Origin of the sequence: Pseudomonas monsensis (assembly GCF_014268495.2) — a bacterium.
Lineage (GTDB): Bacteria > Pseudomonadota > Gammaproteobacteria > Pseudomonadales > Pseudomonadaceae > Aquipseudomonas > Aquipseudomonas monsensis.
The window spans coordinates 6,045,062-6,060,688 of sequence record NZ_CP077087.1; the positions used below are offsets into that span (position 1 = coordinate 6,045,062).

The window sequence follows — 15,627 nt, forward strand, 5'->3', positions numbered from 1 at the left end:
TGCCCGAGCCGCCGCCATCGCTGGCAAGCCAGCTCCCACAGGGATCGGCAGTGAGCATCAGTTTTGTGAACAGCACTGAAAACTGTGGGAGCTGGCTTGCCAGCGATGGGACCCCTACAGCCTCCACTTTCAGTTAATCGAAATTATTTTCATCCAGCCCTATCACTTTTCGATTCTCGTTCGGCACACAGGCAATTGAGAAATATTTCCATTCAGGAGCCTTCGCATGTCCCGTTCGCTAGACACCTTGTTGCGCCCCAGTCTGTTGGCCGTCGCCGTTGCCCTCGGCGCCCCGCTGATCAGCAGCCCGCTGCTCGCCGCTGAACAAGCGTCCAGCGTGCGCGCCTACAACCTGCCGGCGGCGCCGCTGTCGGCCACCCTGAACCAGATCGCCAGCCAGGGCGGTCTCGCCCTGTCGCTGAATCCGGCGCTGGCAGCGGGCAAGACCTCGGCGCCGGTCAATGGTCAGTACGACGCCGCCGGTGCGCTGCGTGCAGCCCTGCGTGGCACCGGCCTGCAGCTGGAACAAAGCAGCGCCGGCACCTACAGCCTGGTAGCCGTGCCCGAAGGGACATTGGCCCTGCCGGAAACCTCGGTCATCGGCGTGGAAAACCTCGAAAGCGCCTGGGGTCCGGTCGAGGGCTACACCGCCACGCGCACCGCCGCCGGCACCAAGACCGACACCGCGCTGGTCGAGGCACCGCGCTCGATCTCCGTCGCGACCCGCCAGCAAATGGACGACCGCAGCGTACACAGCCTCGACGACGCCGTGCGTTACATGCCGGGCATCACCGCCAGCAGCTACGGCAGCGATACCCGCGCCGACTGGCTGCGTGTGCGCGGCTTCGAACCGACCCAGTTCCTCGACGGCCTGCCGCTGCCCAAAGGCGTGTACGCCAACCCGAAACAGGAAACCTGGAACCTCGACCGCCTCGCCCTGCTGCGCGGCCCGGCCTCCTCGGTTTACGGCCAGACCCCGCCGGGCGGTCTGCTGGACATGGTCAGCCGCCGTCCAAGTGACATCGCCAGCAACGAAATCCAACTGCAATACGGCAGCGACAACCATCGCCAGATCAACTTCGCCAGCACCGGCAAGATCGACGACGCCGGCCAGTTCCTCTATGGCGTCAGCGGTGTCGTACGCGACAGTGGCACCCAGGTCGATCACGTCGACAACAAGCGCTACAACATCGCGCCGAGCCTGACCTGGAACATCGACGACGACACCAAGTTCACTCTGCTGAGCCAGTTCACTCGCGACGATACCGGCATCACCAGCCAGTTCCTGCCGGTGCAGGGCACCAAGATCAAATCGCCGTTCGGTGATATTTCCCACCACAAAAACCTCGGCGATCCGGACTGGGAATATTACGACCGCACCTACTACGCACTGGGCTACGCCTTCGAACATCGCCTGAACGACGTCTGGCAGTTCAAGCAGAACCTGCGCTACACCAAGTCAGACCTGTCGTTCCAGTCGCTGACGCCGGGCTCTTATCCGTTCGCACAAGTGGATGATCAGGGCAACGTCAATCGCACCAGCACCAGCGTCGACGAAGACATCAGCCAGTTCGCCGTGGACAACAACTTCCAGGCCGACTTCGCCACCAGTGATATCCGCCACACCTTGCTGCTGGGCCTTGATCACCAGCGCAGCAACACCAACTACACCTCGATCTTCGGTGACGGCCTGGCCACCAACGTGATCACCCCGATCTACGGTCAGCCAATCGTGCGCCCAGCGCGCTCCACCGCGTTTTACGATTACGATCAGAAGACCTACCAGACCGGCCTGTACATCCAGGATCAGATGGCCCTCGACCAGTGGCGCCTGACCCTCGGCGGCCGTGAAGACTGGGTGCATACCGGCACCCGATTCATCAACAAGGGCGATGCCACCAACACCCAGCGCGACAAGGCATTCAGCGGCAACGCAGCGCTCAGCTATGTCTTCGACAACGGGTTTGTGCCGTACCTGTCGTATGCCGAATCCTTCCAGCCAACCTCCGGCGCCGATGCCACCTCCACCGGTTCGCTCAAGCCGACCGAAGGCAAGCAATGGGAACTGGGTATCAAGTACCAGCCACCGGGCAGCAAGACATTGCTGAGCGCAGCGGTGTATGACCTGACCCAGAAAAACGTTTCGGTGAACACCTTCGTCAACAACGTGTCGGTCACCAGCCAGACCGGCGAAGTGAAAGTCAAAGGCCTGGAGCTGGAAGCGACCTCGGACGTGACCGAAAACCTCAAAGTCATTGCCGCCTACACCCTGGCCAAGTCCGAAGTGCAGAACGGCGTCGACAAGGGCAATCGCCTGCAACTGATGCCCAATCAGCAAGCGTCGCTGTGGACCGACTACACCTGGCACGCCGGCGTGCTCGACGGCTTCGGCATTGGCGGCGGCGTGCGTTACACCGGCAACACCTACGGCGACAAGGCCAACACCTGGCTGGGCAAGGCGGACGCCTACACCGTGTTCGACGCGAGCGTGCATTACGACCTCGGTCGTCTGGACAACAGCCTCAAGGGCGCGTCGCTGGCACTCAACGCGACCAACCTGTTCGACAAGGAATACATTTCCACCTGCGACAGCTTCTACTGCTACTACGGCGACACGCGCAGTGTCGTCGCCAGCGCCACTTACAAGTGGTAAGCGTCTGAGCTGAAACAGGCCCTGTGACCAGGCCGTCCTCCGTGGACGGCTTTGGTGTTTTTGAAGGTCATGAAATGAAAAGTAAAACAATTCGCCGCTGGTCGTTCATCCACACCTGGACCAGCCTGATCTGCACGGTGTTTTTGCTGATGCTGGCACTGACCGGTCTGCCGTTGATCTTCCATCACGAGATCGAGCACCTGCTCGGCGATGCGCCCCAAGTCCGCGAGATGCCGGCCGACACGCCTCGACTGAATCTGGCGCAACTGGTGCAAGCCGCCGAAAAACATCGCCCGGATGACGTGGTGCAGTATTTCGGTTTCGACGACGATGAGCCGAACGCCGTGCTGACGATCATGGCGAAAACCGCCGGCACCGAACCGAACTCATCGCACACCTTCATGCTCGATGCACGCACCGGCGAAGCACTGGAAACACCGTCGGCCAACGGTGGCTTGATGCTGTTCATCCTCCGTCTGCATGTGGACATGTTCGCCGGGTTGCCGGGCAAGTTGCTGCTGGCGTTCATGGGGCTGCTGTTTGTGGTGGCGATTATCTCGGGGACGGTGCTGTATCTGCCGTTCATGCGTCGGTTGAAATTCGGCACCGTGCGCCAGGACAAATCCACCCGCCTGCGCTGGCTCGACCTGCATAACCTGATCGGCGTGGTCACCCTGACTTGGGCGCTGGTGGTGGGCGTGACCGGGGTAATCAGTGCCTGCGCCGACCTGATAATCGCGGCGTGGCGCGAGGACACCTTGAACACCCTGATCGCGCCGTATCGCGATGCGCCGCCCCTGACGCAGCTGGCCCCCGCCACACGCTTGCTCGACATCGCCGGCGACGTTGCGCCGGGGATGAAACCAGACTTCATTGCCTTTCCCGGCACGCGTTTTTCCAGCGAGCATCATTACTCGGTGTTCATGAAGGGCGGCACGCACCTGACTTCGCACCTGCTGACGCCGGTGTTGATCGACGCCACGACGCTGCAAGTCACCGCCGTGGCCGAGCGCCCGTGGTACATGGACGCCATGGGCATGTCGCAGCCGCTGCACTTCGGTGACTACGGCGGCATGCCGATGAAGATCCTCTGGGCCACGCTCGATGTGCTGACCATCATCGTCCTCGGCAGCGGGGTGTACCTCTGGGTGGTGCGGCGTAAAGCGGCGAAACCGCTGCAGGTGGGGGCTTGTGCATGAAACCGCGTCAGTCGAGTTTCTGGAAAGTGTTCAGCACGCCGATCGTGATTGCGTTGCTCAGTGCGGCGGGATTGTTTGCGGCGTTGTTGGGGGACGGGGTTTGGGATGCGTTGAGCTGGGTCGGACTCGGTGTTCCGGCATTTTTGGGGATCAGGGGATTGCAGCAGCGCGGGTAGTTTTTGTGTGGTCGGTGATGGTCTCATCGCTGGCAAGCCAGCTCCCACAGGGACTTCTGGTGAACCCGAAATGTGTGTTCACTGCAAAAACCTGTGGGAGCTGGCTTGCCAGCGATGGCGACCTTCAAGGCACCATAAATTCCCTCGCCAGCCTCGCGGCTTGTGGCTAGGCTAACCTCCTGCTCTTCGACGATCACCGAGGTTTGCCAATGTCCGCCCCCAGCATGACCCTGTACCACAACACGCTCTCCCCGTTCGTGCGCAAAGTGATGGTGTTGCTGCACGAGACCGGCCAGCAGGATCGCGTCGCCTTGCAAGACTGCGTGCTCAGCCCCGTCAGCCCGAGCACCGAGCTCAATATCGACAATCCGCTGGGCAAGATCCCCGCACTGCGTCTGGCCGATGGCAACGTCATCCATGACAGCCGGGTGATCCTCGAATACCTCGACCAGCAGCACGTCGGCAACCCACTGATTCCCCGCGAAGGCGCGGCCCGCTGGCGTCGCCTGACACTGGCCTCGATGGCCGACGGGATCATGGATGCGTCGGTGATGGTGCGTTATGAGTTGGTCCTGCGTGCTCCGGAAAAACACTGGGACGAATGGCTCGAAGCCCAGCGCGACAAGATCCGCCGCGCCCTCGCCGTGCTCGAGCGCGATGCGATTGCCGAGCTGACCAGCCACTTTGATGTGGCGGCGATCAGCGTGGCGTGCGCGCTGGGTTACCTCGACCTGCGCTTCCCGGACCTGGGCTGGCGAGATGCCAACCCGCAACTGGCCAACTGGTTCTTTGAAGTGAGTCAGCGACCGTCCATGATCGCGACGATGCCCAAGCCCTGAATAGGCGGAGCTGCTCCGGCCTCATCGTTGGCAAGCCAACTCCCACAGGGGTTGTGGCTATGGCAGAGACGCCTGACTCAGCAAAGCTCCAACACTGGATTTGGGTATGACAGAGGATTCTGATTCAACACAAATCCTGTGGGAGCTGGCTTGCCAGCGATGGCACCCACGCGGTGCCGGCGGCAGTGACGCAAATATCAGCGTCACCAATACTTGCACTTCTCGCTGTTCCTCACGCAACCCGCTCATTGCATCGCCCCCACATCAAACTCCAACGGCCTGGCCGATTTCTGCCCGATCCCGTACCAGTCCAGTTTGCGCGTCAGCACCATGAACACACCCAGCAGGCCGAACAGCAGCAACGAGCCCATCAACAACGCGTAATCCTCGGCGCTCAGCAATCCATAGAGCAGGCCATACAACGCCGCCAGTCCTGCCGAAAAACTCAGACCGTGACGCACACTGCGCAGTACGTGGCAGACATAAAACCCGATCAACAACACACAAGCGCTGGCCGACAACAGATACGCCAGGGCAAACCCGATGTGCTCCGACAGCGACAGCAGCAACAGATAAAAGAACGCCAGCGCCACACCCACCAATGCGTATTGCACCGGGTGCACCGCCAGGCTTTTGAGCACTTCGAACAAGAAGAAACCGGCAAACGTCAGGACAATGAACAGCAGCGCATATTTGATCGCCCGGTCACTCTTCAGATACTGATCCACCGGGTCGATGAAGCTCACGCCGAAGCTGCGACCGTTGAACGCCTCGCAATCATTGCCGCTGACGCACCGGCTCATGGCGTCTTGCAGGTTGGTCGAGAAGAAGGTGGTCTGCCAGTCGGCGCTGAAACCGGCGTCATTGATTTCCCGTTTGGCCGGCAAAAAGTTGCCGATGAAGCTTGGATGCGGCCAGTTGGCGGCAAGGCTGACGCTGCTGCTCTTGCCCACTGGCAACACCTGCAACGAACCGGTGCCTTGCAGACGCAAATCGAAGGCGAAACCCAGCTCCGTGGTTTTACGGGTATCAAGCAGCGGCAGCGTGACCCGCACACCTTCGCCGAGCCAACCGACTTGAGTACCGGGAACGAAGTCCAGGCGCTGGCCATCGAGTTCCAGTTTCAGCGCATTTTCGATGCCGCGAATGTCGCTGATGCCGACCGCGAGAAACGGCGCATCGAACTGGTAATCGCTGAAGTCTTCCTTGATGCCCAGCTGTGCCGGCAACGAGAAATGGCCGTTGATACGGTTATCGGCGTGGAACAGCCGCGCCTCGTAAATCCCCCGGGCACGCAGTTCGGTCTGCACCTGGCCGTCGAGTTCGAAACGCTCCGGCAGAAAGTACAACCGCCCGCGTTCCTCGCCTGGTTCGTCGTAGCGCTGATTGGTTTTGTCGTTGAGCTTCCAGTTGTGAACCACCTTGCGATACGGCACTACCATCACCGGCCCGCGCAATTGCTGGCTGTAGCTGGAGCTGCGGGCAATGTCTTCGAGCACGCCGTCGCGCAACTGCTGGCGGTCGTCGATGACGCCGTCGATCATCAGCAGCGGGATCAACAACAGCAGGATCAGCAGGGCGATAGCGCCGAGTTTGATCGTCAGATTCTTGTTCATGGGACTCTCCCTGTTTGGATGGGCAGAGTCTGCTGGTGCTGTATGAGGGGAATGTGGGGGAAACATGGAGATTGTGTGGAGACTGCTCGCGATGGTCGCAACTCGGTATCAAGGCAGGCGCAATGTCACCTCAACCCCGTTCTCGACATTGCGAATCTGCATCGACCCACCATGCAACTTGACCACTTCTTCAACGAAGTTAAGGCCCAAGCCGGTACTTTTGCGCCCGCTGTCCGGACGCGGCAGCGAATAAAAACGCTCGGTCAAACGCGGCAAAGCGTAGTCAGGAATCGCTGCCGACTCATTGAACAACCGGCATTCGATCTGCTCGCCAACCCGCTCGCCGGTGAAGCGCAACAACCCCTGCGACGGGGTGAAATCCAGCGCATTGTCCAGCAAGTTGCCCAACGCCTGACGCAGCAGAAACGGCTCGCCGATCAACAGCAGATCCGCCGCAATCGTCTGCTCGACCCGCAGTTGCTTGCCTTCAATCCGCGCCGTCTGCGCCCGCAACAATTCATCGACCAGTGCCGCCAACGGCACGGCGACGCGTTCTTCCAGCCCCTGCCGCTGTTCGACCTGCGCCAGATTGAGCAATCGTTCGATCAACTGCTGCATCCGCGCACTTTCGCTGTCGATGTTGCCGACAAAACGCAGGCGCTGAACCGGCGGCATGTCGCCCTGCAGCAACTCCGCCGCGCCACGAATCGCCGCCAGCGGACTCTTCAATTCATGGGTCAGGGTGTGCACATAGCGCTCGACGTAGGCCTTGCCTTCCAGTTGGGTGCGCATCTGTTCCACAGCGGTCGCCAGCTGTTCCAGCTCACCCCCGCGGTAATGCGGGACTTCTACCCGCCGGCCCTCGCTCACCGCCTGGGCGTAACCGGTCAAACGGTGCAACGCACGGCTCAGCCACCACGACAACAAGGCGCCAAACAGCAGGCCGAGCCCGATCAACCCGGCGCCGTAAAACAGCAAGCGGCGCTCGGTGCGATCGACATACGGCTGCAACGAGCTGTTGGGCTTGGCCACGGTGACCACGCCGATGATCTTGCCGTTATCGCGGATCGGCGCGCCGACGTGCATCACCGAGGAACTGGCGTCATTCGGATCACTGCGGCTCGAACGCGCGCCATATTCGCCACGCAGGGTCAGGTAAACGTCGTTCCAGCGCGAGTAATCCTGACCGACCGCCACGCCGATGGAATCGAGCACGACGATGCCCTTGGCGTCGGTGACGTAGATGCGGTGGTTGACCTGGTTTTTCGGCAACCCCCAGATGGTCGCTTGCGGCTGGCGTTCGCCATAGGCGCGCAGCAACTGCGGCCAGCGATTCTCACTGAGGGTGCCGGCCTTGAAATCGTCGCGCAGGATTTCCGCCATGAGGTTGGCGGTGTCGACCAGGGTTTCTTCGGTGGACTGACGCACGCCCGGGCGGATTTCTTCCATCACCGTGTTGAGCACGAAATAACCGGTCAGGCCGACAAACAGCACATACACCAGGAAGATCCGCAGCCCCAGCGACATCAGCTGTGCCCCGGACTGTAGCTGTAACCGAGGCCGCGATGGGTCTGGATCGGCTCGGCATCGGCCTGCACCAGCCGCAGTTTGGCGCGCACGCTTTTGATGTGGCTGTCGATGCTGCGCTCGTAACCGGCGTCGGCGGCAACGCCCAGCGCGTCGAGCAATTGCTCGCGACTGAAGACTCGCTGCGGTTGGTCGAGCAGGCATTGCAGCAGACGGAATTCGTGGCGGGTCAGGCTCAGTGGCTGGCCACGGTAAGTGATCAACACACGCTCGAGGTCGATGCGAAACAGCGTCGAGGTGGCTTCGATCAGCGGTCGCGGCGCCATGCGCTTGAGAATCGCCCGCACCCGGGCGGCGACTTCCCGGGGGCTGAACGGCTTGACCACGTAGTCGTCGGCGCCGATCTCCAGGCCCACCACACGGTCGATCTCGGCATCCCGGGCGCTGAGGAACAGCACCGGCACTTCAGTGAAGCGCCGCAGCTGTTTGCAGGTCTCGAAGCCACTGATGTCCGGCAGGCCGATGTCGAGAATGATCAGATCGGCCGGGGTCTGCCGCTGATGCTCCAGCGCCGCCGCGCCGAGGCTCAGCCACGTGGTGGTGAACCCCTCGCCCTGCAGGGCAAAAATCAGCGTGTCGGCAATCGCCGCTTCGTCTTCGACAATCAGGATATGAGGCATGGCGTCCGAGCCCGTGGGTTAGGTGCGCGAACGGTGCCCCAAGCCTGACGTTACGTCAATGAGACCACTTGGCTCAGCAGTCTGGCTTGTCCGCCGTGAAGCGCCGCGCCGGGTTTACCGCTGCGCCAAATTCGCGCAGGGCCTTGGCACCGATCAGCAGCGGGTAGTTGAAGTTGCTGCGGTCGGTCAGGTTGACCTCAACGGTGCGCTTGACGTTGCCCAGGCACAGCTCCAGATCGACCACCGGGCGCTTGGCGACTTCGGTGCTGTCGCCCTCGTCTTCTTCATCGGAACGGCTTTTGATCTTGCTGATCCGCGCCACTTTGTGTTCGTAGACCTTGTTGCTGGCGTCCTTGGTGCCGAGGCGGAAGCGCACCCATTCATCGCCATCGCGGGTGAAGGTTTCGATGTCCTTGGCCGACAGCGATGCGGTCAGTGCTCCGGTGTCCATCTTGGCCTTGAGCACTTCGCCGCCGATTTCCGGCAGCGCGATGTATTCATAACGCCCGTACAGGGTCGGCTCGGCGGCCATGACCGGCAGGGCGACGAGGGCAAACAGTGCAAGGAGGGATTTCACGTAGAGGGCTTCCTTGGAAAATGAGGGCGTCAGACGCGAGATTTTAGACAGCCAGCAAGCAATTCGTTCGCCGCTGAGACCGCATCGCTGGCAAGCCAGCGCCCACAAGGAGCTTCAGCGAATGTAATTCTTGCGCACACCCGATAAACCTGTGGGAGCTGGCTTGCCAGCGATGCGGCCAGCCCGTTCAACACAATATCTGGCCCAAGCATACCCAGCCAAAAGTGAAACATTTGTCACCCGCGATTTGGCCTGTCGTCCGAAGCCACTTATCATGGCGCGCCCATCCAACGTCATAGAGTTGCCTATGCGCCGCCTGCTCACCGGCTGTTTCGTCACCCTGCTGCTGTTGCTCAACACCCTGATCCTGATCGGGCCGTTGATGGTCTTTGCCCTGCTCAAACTGGTGGCGCCCGGGCGCTGGCGTGACTATGCGTCGGGGGTGGTGATGTGGATCGCCGAGACCTGGGCCGAGATCGACAAGCTGATTTTCCGCCTGTGCATCCCCACCCGATGGGATATTCGCGGCGGCGAAAACCTGCGCGGTGACACCTCCTATCTGGTGGTCAGCAACCACCAGTCGTGGGTCGACATTCCGGCACTGATCCAGACCCTCAACCGGCGCACGCCGTTCTTCAAGTTCTTCCTCAAGAAGGAGCTGATCTGGGTGCCGTTCCTGGGGCTGGCGTGGTGGGCGCTGGATTACCCGTTCATGAAGCGCTACACCAAGGCCTTTCTGGCCAAACACCCGGAACTGGCCGGCAAGGATCTGGAGATCACCCGGCAGGCCTGCGAGCTGTTCAAGCGCCAGCCGGTGACCGTGGTGAATTATCTGGAAGGTACCCGCTACACCGCGGCGAAAAGTGCGCAGCAACAGTCGCCGTTCAACCACTTGCTCAAGCCCAAGGCCGGCGGCGTGGCGTTTGTACTGGCGGCGATGGGTGAACAGCTGGATGCGATGCTCGATGTGACAGTGGTTTATCCACAGGCGAACATCCCGGGCTTCTGGGATTTGATCAGCGGCAACGTGCCGCGGGTGATCGTCGATATCAAGACCCGCGAACTCGACCCGGCGTTGTGGCAGGGCGATTACGAGAATGATCCGGCGTTTCGCCAGACGGTCCAGAACTGGGTCAACCAGCTCTGGACCGAGAAAGACCAGCGCATTGCCGAACTGCGCGGCGAGCGCGGCTGATCAGCTACCGGTGCCGGCGCCCCAGATGCTGCCCAGGCTTTGCAGCAGAGGGCCGCCGACGCCTTGATCACCCAGGTACTTGAGCAGTACCGGCGCAAACTGGCCGACCATGCCGCTGTCCATGCCCAGTGCGCCGAAGGCGTTGTTCAGGTCATTGGTGTCCTTGACGTTGCCCAGCGCATTTTCCAGGCCAGCGGATTTGCCGGACTGACCGAGCAAACCGCTCAACGCCGCCAGATTGCCGCCACCGCCCGACAGCTTGTCGATGCCCGGCACTTCTTTGGCCAACTGCGAATAATCGGCGCTGCTCAATTGGTTCTTGGCCAGGCCCAGCATCGCGCTAGTGCCACCCACGGCTTGTTGCGGCGTGACCCCCAGACCGGTGACGGCTTGCAACAGACCGGCGGTTTCCGAAGTCGGCGCGGCGGCGGTGGCAGCGTTGCCGCCCTGCATGCTTGAAGCCGCCTTGGTCACGTCGTCCAGGCTGAAACCGGCGAACACCGGGCTCGCTGCAAGGGTCATCAGTGAAGCCAAGGCAATACCGCGTGAAATCTTCATTCAGACATCCTCTTGCGCTGTGGTAACCGCCCTTCAATGGGCGGCAAAACTGCCGGTTTGACCGGGTTTCGGCCGGCATGTTCCTCGCCGACGCATCCATTTTCAGGATAGCCACGTATATAAAACGTGAAACCGCGGACACCTGTCATGAATGGCACAAGCGCTGTTGCTGAACTAGCCTGTGAACAGCTCGAGATCAGACCTCGTCGTGCGACCATTGCCTGGAGAAACGTCATTTCCACCGCCGACACCGATCAGTTGCGCCAGCTGTTGGCCCAGTGCTCACTGGGTGACCGGCGTGCCTTCGAAACCCTTTATCGCAGCGTCGGCCCGCGCCTGCACGGCGTGGCCCTGCGTTTTATGGGCCGCACCGATCTGGCCGAGGAAGTGCTGCAGGAAAGCTTCGTGCGCATCTGGAACAACGCCTCGCGCTACCAGGCCCATTTGTCGGCGCCGATGACCTGGATGATCAACATCACCCGCAATCAGGCCATCGACCAATTGCGCAAACATCACGACCGGCCACTGACCGATGTCGAACAGGACAGCCTCGCCGACGAAGGCCCTTCGGCGCATGAACTGTTGAACAGCAGCCGGGAAGCCAACGCGCTGCACCGCTGCCTGGACACCCTCGACGGCCAGCAACGCCAGTCGATCACGGTGGCTTACTTTCAGGGCCTGTCCTGCTCGGAACTGGCCGAACACCTGGCCGCGCCGCTGGGTTCGGTGAAATCGTGGATTCGCCGTGGCCTGGAACGTCTGCGCAGGTGCCTTGAATCATGAACTACCAGACCCCAGCCCTGCGCCGCGCCCTCGCTGCCGATTACGCCATCGGCCTGATGGCACCGGCGGCGCGTCGACGCTTCGAGCAATTGCTGCTGGACGACGCGGCATTAAGGGTCGAACTGGCGCATTGGCAGGAAAACCTCGCCAGCCTCACCGAAACGCTGCCGCAAGTTCCGGTGCCGGAGCGCGTGTGGCAAGGCATCACCGCGCGCATCGAACCGCAAGTGCTGCATGTTCCCGAGAAGCGGCCGTTCTGGAACTGGCTGCGCGTCACCGCTGCACTGTGTTCAATCGTGGTGCTGGTCTTCCTCGGCTCCCTGTACAACCGCGACGACGCCCGCTACCGCGCCACCCTGCTGACCGCCAATGCGCAACCGGCGTTGAAGGTCGAGGCGCATGCGGATTATCTGCAAGTCGAGCCGCTGACATTGGCGGCAGTCGATCCGGGCCGCAGCCTTGAGCTGTGGGCGATTCCGGCGGATGGCAAGCCGATTTCGCTGGGTGTGATCCCGGCGGGAGGCAAAGGCAAGGTTGAGTTGAACGAGGCGCAGAAAGCCTTGATCGGCAAACCGATTGCTTTGGCGGTCAGTCTGGAACCTAAAGGGGGTTCACCGACCGGACAGCCGACTGGACCGGTGCTTTATCAGGGTGCTTTGGCAGCGCTGTAAAGCAAAGCCCCTCACCCTGGGCCTCTCCCAGAGGGAGAGGGGACTGACCGTGGTGTTCTCTCGAGTTTTATCGACCTGAAATACCGAGCCGATTATGGATTCACAGCGGTATTTTCAGGTCGGCGTAAATTGTGAGCATCCCTCGGTCGGCCCCCTCTCCCTCCGGGAGAGGGCTGGGGTGAGGGTAGCTTTTGACCTGGGCTTGCAACAAAAAACGGCGACCCCGAGGTCGCCGTTTTGTATTGCGCTCAAGCCTTACGCCGCACTGAACAACTTATGCGGATCAATCACAAACTTCTTCGGCACGCCAGCATCGAACTCGCCATACCCTTCCGATGCTACAGGGGTTGTGCAGGAGCAGCCGAAGGCTGCGGTGTTTTAGTTCATCTAATTGCTTAACAATGCGAACTTATATTCCAAAGCAAACTATAAACCTGTCAGACCTGACAGTAGGCAACAACCATCGTCCACGGGAACATTACGGCTCCTATTTATGTAACGGAGTACAAATAATGAAGCTGAAAATTGTCACGGGTGTCCTGATGACCCTGGCCATGATGAGCACCGCCTATGCCGCTACTTGCCCGACAATCTCGGTGAGTCACTCTCAAGACGGCGAAGATCTTACCTTCGTGTCTGCACGCCTCAAAGACAAAAACACTGCCGATTCGGTGGTCATCTGCCGGTACGAAGGCAAAAATGACCTGGGCGTCTCGGCCGGTTACAGGAACGGCACCCCGGTTAAAGCTACCGGAAGCGATTGGAAAAATGATGACTGTGTAACGGCTGGCGGTGACGCCAGCAAATGCGCATTCAAAGAGAAGAAAAAGTAAGGAATAAAAAGGGCAATCCACCGGATTGCCCTTTTATACACGGTGAAACTTACGCCGCACTAAACAACTTGTGCGGATCAATCACAAACTTCTTCGGCACGCCCGCATCGAACTCGCCGTAACCTTCCGGCGCCTGGTCGAGGCTGATCACCTGCACACCCACCACTTCGGCGATGTTAATGCGATCCCACATGATCGCCTGCATCAGTTGGCGGTTGTACTTCATCACCGGGGTCTGGCCGGTGTGGAAGCTGTGGGATTTTGCCCAGCCGAGGCCGAAGCGGATGCTCAGGCTGCCCATTTTCGCGGCGGCGTCCACGGCACCCGGATCTTCGGTGACGTACAGGCCCGGGATACCGATCTTGCCCGCCACACGCACCACGCCCATCAGCGAGTTGAGCACGGTGGCCGGGGCTTCGGCTTTCACCCCGTCGTGGCCGTGGCCGCGGGCTTCGAAGCCCACACAGTCCACCGCGCAATCGACTTCCGGCTCGCCCAGCAGTGCAGCGATCTGTTCGTGCAGTGGCGTGTCTTGCGACAGGTCGACCACTTCAAAACCCTGCGCCTTGGCGTGGGCCAGACGGATGGTGTTGACGTCGCCGATGATCACCACCGCCGCACCCAGCAAGCGCGCCGAGGCGGCAGCGGCCAGGCCGACCGGGCCGGCGCCCGCGATGTAAACGGTGCTGCCCGGACCAACGCCAGCGGTGACGGCACCGTGGTAGCCGGTCGGGAGGATGTCGGAGAGGCAGGTCAGGTCGCGGATTTTCTCCATGGCCTTGTCGCGATCCGGCAGTTTCAGCAGGTTGAAGTCGGCGTACGGCACCAACACGTACTCGGCCTGGCCACCGGTCCAGTCGCCCATGTCGACGTAACCGTAAGCGCCGCCGGCACGGGCCGGGTTGACGGTCAGGCAGACGCCGGTGTGTTGCTCCTTGCAGGAACGGCAGCGCCCGCAAGCCACGTTGAACGGTACGGAAACCAGGTCGCCGATTTTCAGGTTCTCGACGTCGGAACCCTTTTCGATCACTTCGCCGGTGATTTCGTGGCCCAGCACCAGACCGGTCTGCGCCGTGGTACGGCCGCGCACCATGTGCTGGTCGGAGCCACAAATGTTGGTGGAAACCACTTTGAGAATGACCCCGTGCTCGATCTTGCGACCGCGCGGGTCCTGCATTTTCGGATAGTCGATTTTCTGTACTTCGACCTTGCCAGCGCCGAGATACACCACACCACGATTGCCAGACATGCTTTCACCTCGCTGTTGTTTTTATGGAACCGCGTTGCCCAGGCAGGCAGCGCGTTAAGTGCTCGGGTACAGATGCTGATTGTTGTGTTGCCTGATATGGCCTCATCGCTGGCGAGCCAGCTCCCACAGGATTCGGGTTGGATTCAGATTTTGTATACGACACAAACCTCTGTGGGAGCTGGCTTGCCAGCGAAAGCGATCTAGAGAACGACCGTGCGATTGGCGTTGAGAAACACCCTTCTTTCGATGTGATACCCAACGGCCCGCGCCAGGGTCAGGCCCTCGATATCCCGCCCCTTGGCAATCAAGTCCTCAGGGTAATGACTGTGATCCACCGCCTCGACGCCCTGGGCGATGATCGGTCCCTCGTCGAGGTCGTTGTTGATGTAATGCGCCGTGGCGCCCACCAGTTTCACGCCTTTGTTGTAGGCCTGGTGATACGGCTTGGCGCCCTTGAACCCCGGCAGCAGCGAGTGGTGAATATTGATCGCCTTGCCATCGAGCTTGCGGCACAGCTCCGGCGACAACACCTGCATGTAGCGGGCAAGGATAACCAGCTCGGCACCGGACTCTTCGATCACCTGCCACACCTGACGCTCCTGCGACGGCTTGTCGTTGGGGTCGAGGGGGAAATGGTAGTAGGGAATCTGGTGCCAGTCGGCCAGCGGCTTGAGGTCCGGATGGTTGGACACCACCGCCGCGACGTCCATCGACAACTGGCCGATGCGCTGCCGGTAGAGCAAGTCGTTGAGGCAGTGATCGGCCTTGGAGACCATGATCACCACTTTGGGCCGGTAGTTTGGCGCGGTCAGTTCGAAGACCATGCCAAAGGCCTGACCACGCTCGGCTAAGCCGGCGCGGAAGGACTGTTCGTCGAAACCGTCGGGCTGACGGAATTCCACGCGAATGAAGAAACGGCCGGAGAGGCGGTCATCGAACGAGTGGTGCTCGGTAACGTAGCAACCCTGCTCGAACAGAAAACGCGTCACCGCGTCCACAGTGCCGAGGACGCTGGGGCAGTCGGCGGTCAGAATCCATGTGTCTGGGGCGCGGCTCATGGTGCGGTGACTC

The 15,627-nt window shown here is 61.0% G+C and carries 15 protein-coding genes and 1 pseudogene; 8 read left to right on the forward strand and 8 right to left on the reverse strand.

Annotated elements, in window-relative coordinates:
- The first annotated feature begins 226 nt into the window (after nucleotides 1-226).
- The 4 genes from HV782_RS26790 (at nucleotide 227) to HV782_RS26805 (ending at nucleotide 4,867) form a co-directional block, all read left to right on the forward strand.
- Nucleotides 227-2,653, forward strand: a complete 2,427-nt coding sequence (locus tag HV782_RS26790) for a TonB-dependent siderophore receptor (RefSeq protein WP_186746509.1) — start codon at nucleotides 227-229, stop codon at nucleotides 2,651-2,653.
- A gap of 74 nt (nucleotides 2,654-2,727) precedes the next feature.
- Nucleotides 2,728-3,852, forward strand: a complete 1,125-nt coding sequence (locus HV782_RS26795; protein ID WP_186746507.1) for a PepSY-associated TM helix domain-containing protein — start codon at nucleotides 2,728-2,730, stop codon at nucleotides 3,850-3,852.
- Nucleotides 3,849-4,028: a hypothetical protein gene (locus HV782_RS26800; RefSeq protein ID WP_186746505.1), complete on the forward strand. Its 180-nt coding sequence runs from the start codon at nucleotides 3,849-3,851 to the stop codon at nucleotides 4,026-4,028. The genes HV782_RS26795 and HV782_RS26800 overlap by 4 nt, the downstream gene beginning before the upstream one ends.
- A 209-nt stretch (nucleotides 4,029-4,237) precedes the next feature.
- Nucleotides 4,238-4,867 carry a glutathione S-transferase gene (locus HV782_RS26805; RefSeq protein WP_186746503.1) on the forward strand — a complete coding sequence of 210 codons (630 nt, stop codon included), beginning with the start codon at nucleotides 4,238-4,240 and terminating at the stop codon, nucleotides 4,865-4,867.
- A 245-nt stretch (nucleotides 4,868-5,112) separates the two neighbouring features.
- Here the strand turns inward: HV782_RS26805 and creD are convergent, their stop codons facing one another.
- The 4 genes from creD to rloA2 all read right to left on the reverse strand — a co-directional run bounded on the left by creD (nucleotide 5,113) and on the right by rloA2 (nucleotide 9,267).
- Nucleotides 5,113-6,483, reverse strand: a complete 1,371-nt coding sequence (gene creD, locus HV782_RS26810) for a cell envelope integrity protein CreD (RefSeq protein ID WP_186746501.1) — start codon at nucleotides 6,481-6,483, stop codon at nucleotides 5,113-5,115.
- A gap of 108 nt (nucleotides 6,484-6,591) precedes the next feature.
- Complete coding sequence (gene creC / locus HV782_RS26815; RefSeq protein ID WP_186746499.1) at nucleotides 6,592-8,010, reverse strand: two-component system sensor histidine kinase CreC; 1,419 nt, start codon at nucleotides 8,008-8,010, stop codon at nucleotides 6,592-6,594.
- Nucleotides 8,010-8,690 carry a two-component system response regulator CreB gene (creB, locus tag HV782_RS26820; protein WP_123469366.1) on the reverse strand — a complete coding sequence of 227 codons (681 nt, stop codon included), beginning with the start codon at nucleotides 8,688-8,690 and terminating at the stop codon, nucleotides 8,010-8,012. The genes creC and creB overlap by 1 nt, the downstream gene beginning before the upstream one ends.
- Before the next feature lie 73 nt (nucleotides 8,691-8,763).
- Nucleotides 8,764-9,267, reverse strand: a complete 504-nt coding sequence (rloA2, locus tag HV782_RS26825) for a retropepsin-like aspartic peptidase RloA2 (RefSeq protein ID WP_095189559.1) — start codon at nucleotides 9,265-9,267, stop codon at nucleotides 8,764-8,766.
- Between the two features lie 307 nt (nucleotides 9,268-9,574).
- On the opposite strand from rloA2, the gene yihG reads away from it, so the two are divergent.
- Nucleotides 9,575-10,462 (forward strand): 1-acylglycerol-3-phosphate O-acyltransferase, YihG family, encoded by an 888-nt coding sequence (gene yihG, locus HV782_RS26830; protein WP_186746497.1) that lies wholly within the window; start codon nucleotides 9,575-9,577, stop codon nucleotides 10,460-10,462.
- Here the strand turns inward: yihG and HV782_RS26835 are convergent, their stop codons facing one another.
- On the reverse strand, nucleotides 10,463-11,020 hold the full coding sequence (locus tag HV782_RS26835; RefSeq protein ID WP_123469370.1) for a DUF2780 domain-containing protein: 558 nt from the start codon (nucleotides 11,018-11,020) through the stop codon (nucleotides 10,463-10,465).
- Between the two features lie 147 nt (nucleotides 11,021-11,167).
- On the opposite strand from HV782_RS26835, the gene HV782_RS26840 reads away from it, so the two are divergent.
- Nucleotides 11,168-11,803, forward strand: coding sequence for a sigma-70 family RNA polymerase sigma factor (locus HV782_RS26840; RefSeq protein WP_186746495.1), 636 nt, complete (start codon nucleotides 11,168-11,170; stop codon nucleotides 11,801-11,803).
- Nucleotides 11,800-12,474: an anti-sigma factor gene (locus HV782_RS26845; RefSeq protein ID WP_128613981.1), complete on the forward strand. Its 675-nt coding sequence runs from the start codon at nucleotides 11,800-11,802 to the stop codon at nucleotides 12,472-12,474. Before HV782_RS26840 ends, HV782_RS26845 begins: the two co-directional genes overlap by 4 nt.
- A gap of 255 nt (nucleotides 12,475-12,729) precedes the next feature.
- Here HV782_RS26845 and HV782_RS29110 read toward each other — a convergent pair.
- Nucleotides 12,730-12,813 (reverse strand): annotated as a pseudogene (locus tag HV782_RS29110) (hypothetical protein); the annotation flags it as partial.
- A gap of 173 nt (nucleotides 12,814-12,986) precedes the next feature.
- Here HV782_RS29110 and HV782_RS26850 point away from each other — a divergent pair.
- Nucleotides 12,987-13,307 (forward strand): hypothetical protein, encoded by a 321-nt coding sequence (locus HV782_RS26850; RefSeq protein WP_189655870.1) that lies wholly within the window; start codon nucleotides 12,987-12,989, stop codon nucleotides 13,305-13,307.
- Nucleotides 13,308-13,356: 49 nt separating this feature from the next.
- Here the strand turns inward: HV782_RS26850 and fdhA are convergent, their stop codons facing one another.
- Together fdhA and purU are read right to left on the reverse strand one after the other, a co-directional pair.
- The gene (fdhA, locus tag HV782_RS26855; protein WP_064589551.1) at nucleotides 13,357-14,556 is read right to left on the reverse strand and encodes a formaldehyde dehydrogenase, glutathione-independent; all 1,200 of its coding nucleotides are present in this window, start codon (nucleotides 14,554-14,556) and stop codon (nucleotides 13,357-13,359) included.
- Between the two features lie 200 nt (nucleotides 14,557-14,756).
- On the reverse strand, nucleotides 14,757-15,614 hold the full coding sequence (gene purU, locus HV782_RS26860) for a formyltetrahydrofolate deformylase (RefSeq protein WP_064589552.1): 858 nt from the start codon (nucleotides 15,612-15,614) through the stop codon (nucleotides 14,757-14,759).
- Between the last annotated feature and the right edge of the window lie 13 nt (nucleotides 15,615-15,627).